The following is a 14656-nucleotide window of genomic DNA, read 5'->3' as shown; positions in this document are numbered from 1 at the left end:
GGGTTGGTGCTACAGCGTGGTCTTCGCACCGATGATGCCGCACTGCACCGACAAGTTCTCCCCCGAGCCGCCCACACGGCCCGAAACACCCTCCTGCGCGAGGGTTCCGGGCCGCGCCACTCTCAGCCGAGAGTGGCGTTGCCGCGCGTTGTCGGCCGGATGTTCTCGCGCACCGCGGCCACATCGCGATAGCCGTTGACCGCCATCAGCAGGTCCGCTTCGGCCGCGTAGCTGCGCAGCAGATGCACCAGGCCGCGCACTCCACCCAGTGCGAGCGCGTACACATACGGCCTGCCGAGCCCGACCATCGTCGCGCCGAGTCCGAGCGCCTTCACCACATCGGCGCCCGAGCGCACCCCGGAGTCGAACAGCACCGGCACCCGATCGTCACAGGCGGCCACGACCGCGGGCAAGGTCTCCAGCGCACTCAGCCCGCCGTTGGCCTGGCGCCCACCGTGATTGGAGCAGTAGATGCCGTCGGCGCCGAAGTCGATCGCCTTGCGCGCGTCCTCGGGATGGGAGATGCCTTTGAGGATCAGCGGCAGATCGGTGATCGACCGCAGCCAGCCGAGATCATCCCAGGTCAGCGAATTGCCGAAGGTCGCGATCCAGTGCAGGACAATCAGTTTGGGATCGTCGGAGCCGACCATCTGCTGGAAGACCGGGTCGCTGGTGTAGTTCTTCAGCACGTGCCCACGCAGCTGCGGGAAGTTCCCACTGGCCAGGTCGCGCGGACGCCAACCGGGCACCCAGGTGTCGAGGGTGACCGTGATCCCCGCGTACCCCGCGGCCTCGGCGCGGTGCACCAGGCTCTCGGCGAGCTCACGGTTCTTCGGTGTGTACAGCTGGAAGAACGAGGGCGTGTCGCCCGCGTGCGGGCGGACGTCCTCGAGCGGATCCTCCATCAGCGTCGAATACATCGCGGGCACACCGGTCTGCGCCGACGCCTCGGCCACCGCGATGTCGCCGTGGCCCTTCTCGCCGACCAGACCGATCACCCCGACCGGCGCGAGGAACAGCGGGTTGGCGAAGGTGTGACCGAAGGCGGTGACGGCGAGGTCGCGCTCGGTGGCGCCGACCAGCATTCGCGGCACCAGACCCCAATCGGCGAACGCTTCGGCGTTGCGCCGCTGCGTGAGCTCGTCGCCCGCCCCGCCTGCGATATAGTTCAGCAACGAATCCGGCAGTGCCGCAGTGGCTTTGCGCTCGAGTGTCGCGTAATCCATGGGAAATTCGGGCTGGATCCCACCGAGCGCGGCCAGGTAGATCTCGTTCTGATAGTCGGCGAACTGACTCATTGCTGCACTTTCGCACGCCGACCGGGGTTCACGGACCGCAGGGTGGATGTAAGGTGCGTCATACTCGAAAATACGAGATTGTGAGTGCCCCTGCCGTGACCGTCGTCGAACACTCGGCCGCGCCCGCCGACCCGGACGCTCTACTCGCCGACCTCTTCCATTGCGATGCCATCCGTCACCTGACCCGCCTCGCGCTCGGGCTGTCCCAGGATTCGATGGATCTGCTGACCTCGGTCACCGATCGTCTGCGGGCCGCCGAGGGCGCCCTACGCGATCCGCTCACCAGCGACCTCGGCTTCGACTGAACGTCACTGTCGCCGCGCGGTGAGCACCGCCAGATCGGCGAGCCGATGCGCGCGGGCGATCTCCGCGGGGGTGAACGGTTCGTCGGGGCGTACGAAACCCCAGCGACGATCGTCACGGTCCAGTTCCAGCAGCGTGCCCTCGCCCGGTTCGCTCACCTGGGGCGTACCGGGCGCGAGGTAGCGCGCGCCCAGCAGTTCGGCGACGGCCAAGGGTAATTCGTCCGGATCGCCGACGATGCGGGCGGCGATGGCCAGCGCCTTGGTCTGACCATCGATCAGCGACAGCACGGTCGCGGGCCAGACCCGCACTCCGGACCCTCCCGCGTGTTCCGCGGCGGAGGTGATCGCGTGCGCGGTGACCTCGGCGGGCGCGGCGACGACGAGTTCGTCGAGGACGGCGTCCTCCAGCTGGTGCACGTGCACGGTGAGAATGTTGGCGTCGCGGTGGGCGAGATGTTTGGCCAACGTCTCGAGCGCGCCGGGACGGTCGGCCAGGCGCACCCGGATCCGCCAGAGCGCGGGCGCGGAGTCGATGCGGTCGCGGTGCCGTAGTTCCGGGCTGTGCAGCCAGCCGCCGAGCATGCGCATCGCCGACGGCTCCACCACCCAGATCACCAGGATCGTGGTGGTGACCGTGAGCAGGGCGACGGTCAGCAGGTACGGCGGGTGCGCATGGACGACCAACGCGTGCAGCGCCAGCTCCACCGGGAACACCGCCGCGAATTTGGCCAGCGTGAGCCTGGTCCGGCCGGGATGCGGCAGTCTGCCGCATACCTCGCAGGCCAGGACCGTGACACGGGGTCGCACTGCGAATCGCCACATGGGGTCAGCGTCTCCGGCCTTCGTGTCGATCTTGGACGAGGTGCGTAACAGCGACGTGAAAGCGCGCGCCAAAGCTGTTGACCTGCACCGATTTCCGCAGTGATGTCGAGCACCCACGCTGTTCGGGTGTGACCGCCGGCACCATTGCGTCGATAGTCGGAGGGCAACGGTTGTGACTCGGCTCACCAAAATCCATTGACAAACCCACATAAATGGGCATAAAACAACATAAGTAAAGATTCACCGAGACCGGAGGAACTCCATGTACGCCGAGGAACGGCAGCAGGCGATCGCGACCCTGATCGGGCATCGCGGGCGCGTCTCCGTCGCCGAACTCGCCGACCAGTACGGGGTCACCACCGAAACCGTGCGCCGCGATCTGACGGTGCTCGACCGACTCGGGGTGATCCGGCGGGTGCACGGGGGCGCGGTCGGTTCCGGCGCGCTCACGACCTTCGAACCGGGCACCGCCGAGCGCGACAGCACGCGCGCCGCGGAGAAGGACCGGATCGCCGAACTCGCGCAGCGGTACCTGCCGCGAGCGGGCGGCAGCGTGCTGTTCGACGCGGGCACGACGACCGTGCGGGTGGCCGCGGCCATGCCGGCCGACCTCGACCTGGTCACCGTCACCAACTCGCTGCCGGTCGCCGCGCGCCTCACCGGCTTCACGGGTGTGCGGTTGCACCTGCTCGGTGGGCGGGTTCGCGGCGTCACCCAGGCCGCCGTCGGCGCCGAGACCTTGCGACTGCTCGGCGAACTGCGGGTCGACGTCGCGTTTCTGGGCACCAACGCGCTGACCGTGCGACACGGGCTGTCCACCCCCGATCCGGAGGAAGCCGCCGTGAAACGCGCCATGATCGCCGCCGCCGACCGGGTCGTCGTGGTCGCCGACGCGAGCAAGATCGGGCGCGAGGACTTCGTGCGCTTCGGCCGTGCCGCCGAGGTCGACGTCCTGGTCACCGATACCGACATCCCGGCCACCGCACACGCGGAACTGGTCGCCGAAGGAATCGAGGTGGTGCTCGCATGATCGTCACGCTGACCGCGAACCCGAGTGTCGACCGCACGATCACCCTCACCGAGCCGTTGCGGCGCGGGCAGGTGCATCGCGCGGCGAGTGTCACGTCGCACCCCGGCGGCAAGGGAGTCAATGTCGCGCGGGTGGTGTCCGGGGGTGGGGCGGCGGTCACGGCGGTGCTACCGGGGGGCGACGACGACCCCGTGGTGCACGGATTACGCACGGCGGGAATCGAATTCCGCGCGGTGCAGGTGACCGGTGGGCCGAGGGTGAATCTGACCATCGCCGAATCCGACGGCACCACGACCAAGATCAACGAGCCCGGCCGTCCCTTGACTGCGCGCGATCTGGCCGAGCTCACGGCGCTGCTCGTGGAGGTGGCCACGGGAGCCGAGTGGATCGTGCTGTCCGGATCACTACCGCCGGGCGTGCCCGTCGACTGGTACGCGCAGCTCGTCGCGACGTTGTCCACACCGTGCCTGTCGCCGAACAGAACGCGTGGCCCCCGCGTCGCCGTCGATACCTCCGATGCTCCGCTGCTCGCCCTGTTCGCCGAATCAGTCGGCGCCACACCGGATCTCATCAAACCCAACTCGGAAGAGCTGGCTCAGCTCACCGGTCTCGACGCCGTCGACCTCGAAAACCCCACGGCCGCGGCCGAAGCCGCCGTGAAACTGATCGACCGTGGCGTCGGCGCGGTGCTGGCAACCCTGGGCGCGGCGGGCGCCGTTCTGGTCACCGCCGAGGACGCGTGGTTCGCCGCCGCCCCGCCGATCGTCGCGCGCAGCACTGTCGGCGCGGGCGACTCGGCCCTGGCCGGCTACCTGCTCGCCGACCTCGCGGGCGAACCCCCCGCCGACCGCCTGCGCACCGCCGTCGCCTACGGCAGCGCCGCCACCGCGCTCCCCGGCACCGAACTACCCGGCCCCGCTGACATCGTCCTCGAAGCCGTCACCGCGCACCCACTCACCGCCGACCGACCATCGGCCCCGGCATGAGCGTCCCCACGATCGGCGCCCGGCGCCTTCGCCCATCGCCGCACTCGAACCGCTGCGACTTGCGCGTTCGTCCGCCGCTGATCCGAGATCCGGCCGCAGACGGCGAACACCACCGCCACACGTCCATCACCCAGCGCTACCCCACCGGCCGACGCCGATAACCGCGCGGATCGACACCGCTGGACCCGACAAGCTCCTGCTCCACCCCCACTCCGGAAAGACACGACGATGGCCGATTCGATCATCACCCCAGACCTGATCGCGCTCGACGCCGATCTCGGCGCCGACAAGAGCACCGTGATCACCGCGCTCGCGGACAAGCTCGCCATCACGGGCCGCGCGACCGACGTCGCCGCGGTGGCCGAAGCCGCCCTCGCCAGGGAGTCGCAATCGGCCACCGGGCTACCCGGCGGCATCGCGATCCCGCACTGCCGATCGGCCGCCGTCACCACCGCCTCGCTGGTTTTCGCCCGACTCGCACCCGCCGTCGATTTCGGCGCTCCCGACGGGCCCGCCGATCTGGTCTTCCTGATCGCCGCTCCGGAAGGCGCGGGCGCGGAGCACATGAAATTGTTGTCGTCGCTGGCTCGCGCACTGGTCCGGCCTGCCTTCGTCGCCGACCTACGCGCCGCCGCGACACCGGCAGACGTGGTCGCCCTGGTCGACGGCGTCATCAATCCCCCACCGGCCGCGACCACACCTTCCCCCGGTGGCACAGCGGCGACGGGATCGGCTGGTGCGGCCGGGTCCGGTTCGCCCGCCGACGGCGGAACGGGAACCTCCTCCGCTGCGGGCGAGAGGGACGCGACTCCCGTCTCCGAGTCATCGGCCGCCGGAGTCGGCGCGGCGGCAGCCGGTACCGCCGCAGTGGGTGTGGCTGGTTCCGGCGCGACAACCGATGGCGCGACGATGGCCCCCACCGGACACCCGGGCGACAACCCAGCGTCAACTGGAGGCGATGCACCGGCCGTCGGCACGGCGAAGTCCGGTGCGCCGAAGAGGATCGTCGCGGTCACCGCCTGCCCGACCGGCATCGCCCACACCTACATGGCCGCTGACGCCCTGGTCGCCGCGGGCGAACGCGCCGGCGTCGACGTGGCGGTGGAAACCCAGGGCTCGAGCGGGGGCGACACGCTCGACCCGGCCACGATCGCCGACGCCGACGCCGTCATCTTCGCCACCGATGTCGGGGTGAAGGACCGAAGCCGGTTCGCGGGCAAGCCGGTGGTCGAGTCCGGCGTCAAACGCGCCATCAACGAGCCCGACACGATGATCGCGGAAGCCGTCGCGGCGAGTACCACCGCGAGTGCCGCCACCGTCGGCGGTACCGCGCCCGCGCCCTCGCAGGCGGCGGCCAAGGGCATCGGCTGGGGCACCCGCCTGCGCCAGATCCTGCTCACCGGCGTCAGTTACATGATCCCGTTCGTCGCCGCGGGTGGTCTGCTGATCGCCCTGAGCTTCCTGCTCGGCGGCTACGAGATCTCCGACAGCGCGAAGACGATCGTGCTCGACAACTCGATCACCGACCTGCCCGACGGCGGCCTGGCCACCTATGTCGGCGCCGTGCTCTTCCAGATCGGCTCGCTCGCCTTCAGCTTCCTGGTCCCGGCGCTGGCCGGGTACATCGCCTTCGCGATCGCCGACCGTCCCGGCCTGGCGCCGGGTTTCACCGCGGGCGCGATCGCGGTCTTCGTCGGCGCGGGATTCCTCGGCGGTCTGGTCGGCGGCCTGGTGGCCGGATTCGCGGCGCTGTGGGTGAGCAAGCTGTCGGTGCCCACGTGGGCGCGCGGGCTCATGCCGGTGGTGGTCATCCCGCTGCTGGCGTCGGCGATCGTCGGCATCTTGATGTTCGTCCTGCTCGGCAAGCCCCTGGCCGCCGTGACCAACGGGCTCACCGACTGGCTCAACGGCCTGTCCGGCACCTCCGCCATCGCGCTCGGCGTCATCCTGGGCGTGATGATGTGCTTCGACCTGGGTGGTCCGGTCAACAAGGCCGCCTACTCGTTCGCCGCCGCCGGACTCTCGGTCACCGATACCGCGACCCTGCGGATCATGGCCGCGGTGATGGCCGCGGGCATGGTGCCGCCGCTGGCGATGGCCTTGTCGACCGTGTTGCGCCCGCGCCTCTACACCGAGGCCGAACGCGAGAACGGCAAGGCGGCCTGGCTGCTCGGCGCCTCGTTCATCTCCGAGGGCGCGATCCCGTTCGCCGCCGCCGACCCGCTGCGGGTGCTGCCGTCGATGATGGTCGGCGGCGCGGTGACCGGCGGACTGATCATGGCCACCGACGTCACCTCGAGCGCACCGCACGGCGGCATCTTCGTGTTCTTCGCGATCGGGCACCTCGGCTGGTTCCTGGTGTCGCTGGTCGCCGGCACGCTCGTCGCCGCGGCCTGCGTCACCCTCGCCAAGGAACTCACCGGTAAGCAGTCCGTCGCCCCCGTTCTCACCACCGCGTAATCCATTCGCACACAAGGAGATATCCCATGGCAAGCACCACCGTCACCGTCGGCTCCTCGGTCGGCCTGCACGCCCGCCCCGCGGCCCTCATCGCCGAAGCGGTCGGCGCGGCAGGCGTTCCCGTCACCATCGCGCTCACGGGCGGCGACCCGGTAGACGCGGGCTCCGCGCTGATGATCATGACCCTCGGCGCGGGCCAGGGCGCCGAGGTGGTGATCACCAGCGACGATCAGCCGACTCTGGACAAGATCGCCGAGCTCGTCGCCAGCGACCTCGACGCCTGAACCGACCCGGAGAAACGGAAAAGGCCCGGAACCAGTGGTTCCGGGCCTCTTCTTTGTAGCGGGGACAGGATTTGAACCTGCGACCTCTGGGTTATGAGCCCAGCGAGCTACCGAGCTGCTCCACCCCGCGTCGGTGTGAACACAACATTACACACAGGTTCACGCAGGCGCCAAATCGCGAGGTCAACACGGGTTTTATCACCAAGAAGCCCAATCCTCGACGGGCAACACCGCATATCGAACCCCGCGACTGTGGCAGCCATCACACATTCCGGCAATCGCGCGGGGCGAGGCCGAGTTTCAGTGAGTGGCGTCACTATCACCTCGTGATCCCGAACACATAACGGCGCAATAACAGACTGACCGGAATCTAGGTATTCCCACTGGTTATGCAGTGTAAACATCGAAAAGACGACTATTCCATTCATAGAATCCGCTCGTTATCAAGATGTGATCGGCGTCGATTCTTTGGTTAGCGTCTCCCCCATGACTGAGACCCGGAAATTCAGCACCCGCGCCCTTGGCGTCGTCGCCATCGCCGGCGCCCTTGTTGCCGTTCCGTTCGGCCTCGCCACCGGCACCGCCTCCGCCGCCGCCTACAACTGGGACGGCGTCGCCCAGTGCGAGAGCGGTGGCAACTGGGGCATCAACACCGGCAACGGTTACTACGGCGGCCTGCAGTTCTCGCAGAGCACCTGGGCGGCCAACGGCGGCCAGGGTTCGGCGCACAACGCCAGCAAGGAAGAGCAGATCCGCGTCGCGGAGAACGTGCTCGCCAGCCAGGGCGTCGGCGCCTGGCCGCACTGCGGCCAGTTCCTCCAGTCGGGCGCATCCGAGCCCGAGGTGGTCGAGGAGCCCGCCGTCGAACTGCCGGTCGAACTGCCCGCCGAGGCCAAGACCGACGTCCAGGCTGCCGTCGACCAGGCCAAGGCCACGGGCAAGGCGCTGGCCGACCAGTACGGTGTCGCGGGTCAGTACCAGGCCCTGCTCGACGCCAACGCTCCGCTGATCGCCTCGATCGGCGGCTGATCCACCGTTCCCCCTGCACAAGAAAGGCCCCGTCGACCAGACGGGGCCTTTCTTGCTGCTATGCGGCGGTCGGCTACCGGCCGCCTGCGTCCTGATACGCCTTCACCGCGGCATCCAGCTCTTCCAGCGCCTTACCGAAATCGGTGAAGTTGCCCGTCCGCATCGCCGTGCGCACCGCCTCGATCTTGCGGCTCAGCTCGGCGGCCGCGGCCTCCTGCGTCGATCCAGCGGGCGGCGTAGTCCCCGGCTGCGGCGTGGTGCCGTTACCGGGCGGAGTGACCGTGCCCTGGTCGACCGGCGGGATCGCCCCCGGTTTCGGCTTCACCGACGGATCGCCACCGAACGGCGTCGCCAGCGAACCCGCACCCGGCATCACCTGGTTCAGCGCCTCGGCCAGCGTCGGCGCGTAGCCCACCTTCACGCTGCCCGCCGCGTCGCGATAGCTCACCAGCACGCGAAGCAGCTGCGGGAAGGTCGACGAACCGGTGTTGCGCTCGTTGTAGAACGGCTCCACGTAGAGGATGCCGCCGTCGGCCACCGGCAGCGTGAGCAAGTTGCCGTAGCGGATCTTGTTCGAGTTCGACAGCAGGGTTTTCTCTCGGGAGACCGCGTCGGCGGTGGTCATCGAGTTCTGTGTCTGCTGCGGACCCTGCGTCTGCGTTTCCACCGGCAGCTGCAACACGGTGAACTTGCCGTACCCGTCGGGGTCCGACCGCACCGAGATGTAGGCCGAGAGGAACTGCCGGTTGTAGCCGACCATCGCCGAGGTCAGGTTGAACACCGGCTTGTTGGTCTTCGGGTCACCCAGCAACACGTAATACGGGGGCTGGTTGAACGTGCCGCCCTCGATGGTCGGATCACTGGGCACCGACCAGAACGCGTTGTTGGTGAAGAACTCACGCGGGTTGTCCACGTGGTACTTCGTGAGCATGTCGCGCTGGACCTTGAACAGGTCCTCCGGGTAGCGGAAGTGCGCGCGCAGCTCGGGCGAGATCTCGCTCTGCGGCTTCACCGCATCGGGGAACACGCCGCGCCAGGCCTTGAGCACCGGGTCGGTGGTATCGGTTTCGTACAGGGTGACGGTGCCGTCGTACGCGTCGACGGTGGCCTTCACCGAGTTACGGATGTAGCTGACCTCCTTGCGCGGGATGACCCGCCCGGTCTTCTTGTCGATGCTGTCCTCGACCGCGCCGTCGAGCGACGTCGGCTGGGCGTAGGGGTACTTGTCCAGCGTGGTGTAGGCATCGACGATCCAGACCACGCGCTCGCCGACGACTGCCGGGTAGGCGTTGCCGTCGGTGGTCAACCACGGCGCGACCTTCTGCACCCGGTCGCGTGGACCGCGGTTGAACAGGATCTTGGAGTCCTCGCTGATCGCCGACGAGAACAAGATGTTGCGCTCGGCGTACTTGGCCGCGAAGGCCAACCGGTTGAACCAGTTCCCGATCGGCACGCCACCGCTGCCGTCATAGGTGAACTGCGCCTGATCGGAGTCGTACTCCCGCGGCGCCTGGCCCTCCGCGGTGCCGACGATGGCGTAGTCGGGATCGGTCTGCGCGATCAGCTCGCCGTAGTAGATCCGCGGCTGCTCGACCTTGATCTGCTGGTCTTCGACCTTGGTGAACAGGTCGCTCACCATGAACAGCGGATAGCCCGAATCACTGCCGCCCGTGGCACTCTGGGCCTCGGACTGCGGCTTGTTGACCCGGTTGGCGGGCGCGGCGACGAAGCCGTTGCCATGGGTGTAGACGGTGTGCTGGTTGATCCAGTCCTTCTGGTTGCCCGACAGCGCGGCCGGGTGCAGCTCGCGCGCGGCCACGATGTAGTCCTGGACGTCGCCGTTGAGGCTGTAGCGGTCGATGTCGAGCGACTCGGGGAAGCCGTAGAAGTTCTTGCGCTGCTGGAGCTGGGTGAAGGTCGGCGAGAGGATATTCGGGTCGAGCAGTCGGGCGTTGCCGATGGTGGCCGCGTCGGCAGGCACCTCGAGCGGGCTCTTCCTGCTCTCACCCTGGTAGTTCTGATACTCGACCTTGTCGTCGGTGATCCCGTACGCCTCGCGAGTCGCCTGGATATTGCGCTCGATATACGGACTTTCCTTCTCCGCGGCGTTGGGGCGCACCGAGAACTGCTCGACCACCATCGGCCACACCGCACCGACCAGGATCGACGACAGCACCAGCAGCGCGGCCGCCATCGCGGGAACCCGCAGATCGCGCAGCACGATCCCGGCGAAGAACGCCATCGCGCAGATCACCGCGATCGACAACAGGATCAGCTTGGCGGGCAGCACCGCGTTGATATCGGTGAACGACGGACCGCCGAACGTCGGCTCCTTACGCGTACTCGACAACAGGTCGTACCGGTCGAACCAGTACGCCACCGCCTTGAGCAGCACGAAGATTCCCGCGATCACCGCGAGCTGCACGCGCGCGGCCCTGGTGAGAGTGCCTTCACGCCCGGCCAGCCGCAGGCCGCCGAACACATAGTGGGTCACCAGGTTCGCGAAGAACGCGATCACCACGGCGACGAACAGCCAGTTCAGCACCATCCGGTAGAACGGCAGATCGAAGGTGTAGAAGCCGATGTCGAGATGGAACTGCGGGTCCTGCTGACCGAACTCGCCACCGTGCAGGAACAGCTGCACCGTCGCCCAGTTCGACTGCGCGACCAAACCCGACAGTACGCCGAGCAGCACCGGGATACCGACGCCGAACAGCCGCAGCTTGCTCATCACGGTCGTGCGGTAGCGCGCGATCGGATCGTTGGGCCCCGCGACCGGCACGAAGACCGGACGTGACCGATAGGCCAGCAGCAGCGCCGCCCAGACCACCAGGCCGACGAGCAACGCGACGACCACGAACAGCATCAGCCTCGTGCGCAACACGCCGAGATACACACTGCGATAACCGACCTCACCGAACCACAACCAATTGGTATAGGCATCGGTGAAGCGGGGCCCGAGCAGCAGCAGCGCCGCGAGGACGACTGCTGTCACCAGCAGCACACGGCTGCGTCGGGACAACGAAGGTAAGCCGGTGGGGGGCCGCATGCCCACGGTGCCACTCTCCATGCTCCGGCGGTTCCACACCGTGATCGGCGCAGTCACCGCAGTCCGAATATTGCGGGTGATCCGTTGCCGGACCGTTTGCGCCCACTCTACGGAAATCGGACACCGTGCAAGCGTCTGGGCCGAAAATGATTGGATGTGCGGGTGACCGAAGACGAGCACGCCGAAGTTCTCCTCGCCCGCTGTGTGCGCGAGGTCGTCGAGTTCGCCGACGCCGAGGGCTGGGGAAACCCGCCGCAGATGTTCGCGTTGGTGCCGACCGCCGATCTGGCCGCGGCCGAACCGGACCTGCAAGACCAGCTCGACGACGGCAGCGAGCTGACCCCCGTGGCCCAGGAAGCCTTCCCCGACGACATCACCGGCGGGTCGATGGCGCTGGACGAGTTCCTGGCCACCACCACCTGGCCGCCCGCGGTCGAAGGCTGCGTGCTGGTGCAGGAGATCGTGGTGCTGCCGCCCGACGCCGAGAGCGATCTCGACGACGCGCTGGTTCCGCTACTCGCCGATGACGAGGCCGCCGACGCGGCCGGGCGCGCCGCCGCGCACGCGCACCCGGGTCGGCGCGACGCCCGGCTCATCGCGGGTGTGCTGCGCCAGGGCGCCACCCTGTGCCTGCTGCAGATCCGTCCCGAGGACGACGACGGCTTCGGCGACCTCGACCTGCGCACCTACCCCAACCTGGCACCGGGCCTGGTCGAGGCCCTGCATCACACGCTGGAGTGACTACTTGCAGCCGATCGGCTCGCGACCCGCGTTGATCTCGGCCAGTCCGGCGATCGCGCTGTCGAGGGTGTCGACCTTCACCAAGCGCAGGCCCTCCGGAGCACGCTGACCGGCCTCGTTGCAGTTGTCGGCGGGGACCAGGAAGGTTTCCGCGCCTGCCTCGCGCGCCGCGATCATCTTGTACTGGATGCCACCGATCGGACCGACCTTGCCGTCCTGGTCGATGGTGCCGGTGCCCGCGACGAACTTGCCGCCGTTGAGTTCGCCCGGCGAGAGCTTGTCGACCAGCGAGAGGCTGAACATCAGGCCGGCCGACGGTCCGCCGATATCGGCGAGGTTGAACTCGACCTGCAACGGCGGACGTCCGCCTTCGCCCGGGGTGATGCCGAGGTAGCCCTTCGCCTCGTCACCGGGGCGAGCCGCCAGGGTGATCGGACTGGTCAGCTCGAGATCGCCGCGACGGTGGACGACGGTGATGGTGGTGCCGGGCGCCTTGGTGCCGACGATGTCGATCACGTCCTTGGGCGCGGTGATCGGGGCGCCGTCGATGCTGATCAGCTCGTCACCGACCTCGAGCACGCCGTTGGCCGGGCCTTGCTCGCCGAGTCCGCGGACCAGCACGACCGTCGGCATCTTCAGGTAGTGCAGCGCGGCGACCTCGGCATCGCTCTCGGAATCCTTGAAGTCCTGTTGGTTGGACTTGTCGACCTCCTCGCGTGACACGCCGGGCGGGTACACCTCGGCGCGTGGGACAAGGCCGTGCTCACCGCTGGCCCAGAACCCGAACGCCTCGAACAGGTTCAGCCCGTCGCGCACCGACACGGTCGTCATGTTCAGGTGCCCGCTCGTGGGATCCAGTGGCGCGCCGGTGACATCGACCACCTGCTTGCCCTCGACCTGGCCGAGGGTGTCGAAGGTGGGGCCGGGGCCCAGCGCGACGAACGGCACGGTGACCACGCTGCCTGCCACACCGAGCACGAGGACAGGGACGAGGGCGACGATCAGGGTGAGGATCCGACGATTCACTCGGACCACAGTAGTGATCAACGCCCGTGACCGACGGCAGTGGCACGCTTTACGGCGTGGGCGTCGTCGCGCGATTTCGCGATGCGCGAACACCGTGGGCCCGGGGGTCCCGCGTAACGTAAGAGGTATGAGCGATCTCCCCTTCGGCTTCTCGACCGGCGACGACGACGATTCCGGCAAGCGTCGCGACGAGGGCAACGGACCCGGCGGAAACGATCCGTTCGGGTTCGGAGCGGGCGGCGCCGGCGGTGCGGGCGGCTTCGATCCGTCGCAGCTGGGCCAGATGCTGAGCCAGCTCGGGCAGATGATCAGCGGCATGGGCCAGGGCATGGGTCCCGGCGGCGCGCAGTCCGGCCCGGTCAACTACGACGTCGCCAAGCGACTGGCCCGCCAGCAGCTCGGCTCCACCATCGCCCCGATCGCGTCGGGGACCACGACCGCGGTGACCGACGCGGCGCACCTGGCCGAACTGTGGCTCGACGGCGCCACGGTGCTGCCCGCGGGCGCCACCAAGACGGTCGCGTGGACCCCGAACGACTGGATCGAGGAGACGCTGCCCACCTGGAAGCGCCTGTGCGATCCGGTGGCCGAGCAGATCTCGGGCATGTGGACGGCGCAGTTACCCGAGGAGGCCAAGCAGTTCGCCGGGCCGATGGTCGGCATGCTCGGCCAGATGGGCGGGCTGGCGTTCGGCTCCCAGCTCGGTCAGGCGCTCGGCCAGCTGGCCAAGGAGGTGCTGACCTCCACCGATATCGGTCTGCCGCTGGGCCCGGCCGGTACCGCCGCGCTACTGCCGACCGCGATCTCGGCGTTCAGCGAGGGGCTCGAGCAGCCCGAGAGCGAGATCATGGTCTTCCTTGCTGCCCGCGAGGCCGCCCACCAGCGGCTCTTCGCGCACGTGCCGTGGCTGCGTCAGCAGGTGCTCGGCGCCGTGGAGGACTACGCGCGCGGCATCAAGATGGACTTCTCCGCGATCGAGGAAGCCGCGCAGGGCATCGACCCGATGTCGCTGAGCGACCCCTCCAAGCTGGAGGAACTGCTCTCCCAGGGCACGTTCGAACCGCAGACCACGCCGGAGCAGAAGCAGGCGCTCGAGCGTCTGGAGACCCTGCTGGCGCTGATCGAGGGCTGGGTCGATGTCGTGGTCAGCGACGCGGTGGGTGAGCGTCTGCCGGGCGCGAACGCGCTGTCGGAGACACTGCGTCGCCGCCGGGCGACGGGCGGACCCGCCGAACAGACATTCGCCACGCTCGTCGGCTTGGAGTTGCGGCCGCGCAAGGTGCGTGAGGCCTCGGCGCTGTGGCGGCGGCTCACCACCGACGCGGGGATGGAGCGGCGCGACAAGGTGTGGGAACACCCCGATCTGCTGCCCGATTCCACTGATCTCGACTCGCCCGCCGGGTTCATCGACTCCATCATCGGTGGCAGCACCGGCGCATTCGACGACCCGCTGGCCCAGCTGGCCGCGACCGAGGCGCGGGAGCGCGACGCGGCCGGTCTCGGCAAAGCCGAGGCCGAAGAGTCCGATTCCGACGAAACCCCGCGCTACGAGGGTGATTCCGACTCGGATTCCGGCAAGGCCTGATCCACCTCGCCGCCGAGGTCGGTGAGAAACTTCCGATCTCG

Annotated in this window: 12 protein-coding genes and 1 tRNA gene; 8 read left to right on the top strand and 5 right to left on the bottom strand. The window is 68.5% G+C overall.

What is annotated here, in order from left to right; translation table 11 throughout:
• Window positions 1–122: 122 nt before the first annotated feature.
• The gene (locus tag ACFQ9R_RS15885; RefSeq protein WP_378991357.1) at window positions 123–1298 is read right to left on the bottom strand and encodes an alpha-hydroxy-acid oxidizing protein; all 1176 of its coding nucleotides are present in this window, start codon (window positions 1296–1298) and stop codon (window positions 123–125) included.
• A gap of 80 nt (window positions 1299–1378) precedes the next feature.
• Between ACFQ9R_RS15885 and ACFQ9R_RS15880 the strand changes: the two genes are divergently transcribed.
• Window positions 1379–1603, top strand: a complete 225-nt coding sequence (locus tag ACFQ9R_RS15880; RefSeq protein WP_378632882.1) for a hypothetical protein — start codon at window positions 1379–1381, stop codon at window positions 1601–1603.
• Between the two features lie 3 nt (window positions 1604–1606).
• Here ACFQ9R_RS15880 and ACFQ9R_RS15875 read toward each other — a convergent pair whose 3' ends face one another.
• Window positions 1607–2425 carry an amino acid-binding protein gene (locus ACFQ9R_RS15875; protein ID WP_378991355.1) on the bottom strand — a complete coding sequence of 273 codons (819 nt, stop codon included), beginning with the start codon at window positions 2423–2425 and terminating at the stop codon, window positions 1607–1609.
• A 262-nt stretch (window positions 2426–2687) separates the two neighbouring features.
• Here ACFQ9R_RS15875 and ACFQ9R_RS15870 point away from each other — a divergent pair, with 262 nt between their 5' ends.
• The 4 genes from ACFQ9R_RS15870 (at window position 2688) to ACFQ9R_RS15855 (ending at window position 7185) form a co-directional block, all read left to right on the top strand.
• The gene (locus ACFQ9R_RS15870; protein ID WP_378991353.1) at window positions 2688–3455 is read left to right on the top strand and encodes a DeoR/GlpR family DNA-binding transcription regulator; all 768 of its coding nucleotides are present in this window, start codon (window positions 2688–2690) and stop codon (window positions 3453–3455) included.
• Window positions 3452–4441, top strand: a complete 990-nt coding sequence (locus ACFQ9R_RS15865) for a 1-phosphofructokinase family hexose kinase (protein WP_378991351.1) — start codon at window positions 3452–3454, stop codon at window positions 4439–4441. The genes ACFQ9R_RS15870 and ACFQ9R_RS15865 overlap by 4 nt, the downstream gene beginning before the upstream one ends.
• A 228-nt stretch (window positions 4442–4669) precedes the next feature.
• Window positions 4670–6901: a fructose-specific PTS transporter subunit EIIC gene (locus ACFQ9R_RS15860; RefSeq protein WP_378991349.1), complete on the top strand. Its 2232-nt coding sequence runs from the start codon at window positions 4670–4672 to the stop codon at window positions 6899–6901.
• Window positions 6902–6927: 26 nt separating this feature from the next.
• Window positions 6928–7185, top strand: coding sequence for an HPr family phosphocarrier protein (locus ACFQ9R_RS15855; protein WP_378991347.1), 258 nt, complete (start codon window positions 6928–6930; stop codon window positions 7183–7185).
• Window positions 7186–7241: 56 nt separating this feature from the next.
• Here the strand turns inward: ACFQ9R_RS15855 and ACFQ9R_RS15850 are convergent.
• Window positions 7242–7315: transfer RNA gene (locus ACFQ9R_RS15850), tRNA-Met, on the bottom strand.
• Between the two features lie 356 nt (window positions 7316–7671).
• Between ACFQ9R_RS15850 and ACFQ9R_RS15845 the strand changes: the two genes are divergently transcribed.
• Window positions 7672–8214 (top strand): transglycosylase family protein, encoded by a 543-nt coding sequence (locus ACFQ9R_RS15845; RefSeq protein WP_378991345.1) that lies wholly within the window; start codon window positions 7672–7674, stop codon window positions 8212–8214.
• A 73-nt stretch (window positions 8215–8287) separates the two neighbouring features.
• Here the strand turns inward: ACFQ9R_RS15845 and ACFQ9R_RS15840 are convergent, their stop codons facing one another.
• On the bottom strand, window positions 8288–11269 hold the full coding sequence (locus tag ACFQ9R_RS15840; RefSeq protein ID WP_378652411.1) for a UPF0182 family protein: 2982 nt from the start codon (window positions 11267–11269) through the stop codon (window positions 8288–8290).
• Between the two features lie 156 nt (window positions 11270–11425).
• Here ACFQ9R_RS15840 and ACFQ9R_RS15835 point away from each other — a divergent pair, with 156 nt between their 5' ends.
• Window positions 11426–12004 carry a PPA1309 family protein gene (locus ACFQ9R_RS15835; RefSeq protein WP_378991343.1) on the top strand — a complete coding sequence of 193 codons (579 nt, stop codon included), beginning with the start codon at window positions 11426–11428 and terminating at the stop codon, window positions 12002–12004.
• Here the strand turns inward: ACFQ9R_RS15835 and ACFQ9R_RS15830 are convergent, their stop codons facing one another.
• Window positions 12005–13030 carry a PDZ domain-containing protein gene (locus ACFQ9R_RS15830; protein WP_378991342.1) on the bottom strand — a complete coding sequence of 342 codons (1026 nt, stop codon included), beginning with the start codon at window positions 13028–13030 and terminating at the stop codon, window positions 12005–12007.
• Between the two features lie 127 nt (window positions 13031–13157).
• Here ACFQ9R_RS15830 and ACFQ9R_RS15825 point away from each other — a divergent pair, with 127 nt between their 5' ends.
• Complete coding sequence (locus ACFQ9R_RS15825) at window positions 13158–14615, top strand: zinc-dependent metalloprotease (protein ID WP_378991340.1); 1458 nt, start codon at window positions 13158–13160, stop codon at window positions 14613–14615.
• Window positions 14616–14656 lie beyond the last annotated feature (41 nt).

It is taken from the genome of Nocardia sp. NPDC056541, assembly GCF_042794235.1.
In the GTDB taxonomy this organism is placed as follows: Bacteria; Actinomycetota; Actinomycetes; order Mycobacteriales; family Mycobacteriaceae; genus Nocardia.
The sequence above is the reverse complement of the archived record's forward strand: the minus strand, read 5'-3'. Positions and strand labels throughout refer to the sequence as shown.

Coding starts and splice junctions, on each gene's coding strand:
- ACFQ9R_RS15845 (WP_378991345.1), top strand. CDS start 7,672: ATGACTGAGACCCGGAAATTCAGCACCCGCGCCCTTGGCGTCGTCGCC.
- ACFQ9R_RS15885 (WP_378991357.1), bottom strand. CDS start 1,298: ATGAGTCAGTTCGCCGACTATCAGAACGAGATCTACCTGGCCGCGCTC.
- ACFQ9R_RS15875 (WP_378991355.1), bottom strand. CDS start 2,425: ATGTGGCGATTCGCAGTGCGACCCCGTGTCACGGTCCTGGCCTGCGAG.
- ACFQ9R_RS15865 (WP_378991351.1), top strand. CDS start 3,452: ATGATCGTCACGCTGACCGCGAACCCGAGTGTCGACCGCACGATCACC.
- ACFQ9R_RS15870 (WP_378991353.1), top strand. CDS start 2,688: ATGTACGCCGAGGAACGGCAGCAGGCGATCGCGACCCTGATCGGGCAT.
- ACFQ9R_RS15825 (WP_378991340.1), top strand. CDS start 13,158: ATGAGCGATCTCCCCTTCGGCTTCTCGACCGGCGACGACGACGATTCC.
- ACFQ9R_RS15860 (WP_378991349.1), top strand. CDS start 4,670: ATGGCCGATTCGATCATCACCCCAGACCTGATCGCGCTCGACGCCGAT.
- ACFQ9R_RS15855 (WP_378991347.1), top strand. CDS start 6,928: ATGGCAAGCACCACCGTCACCGTCGGCTCCTCGGTCGGCCTGCACGCC.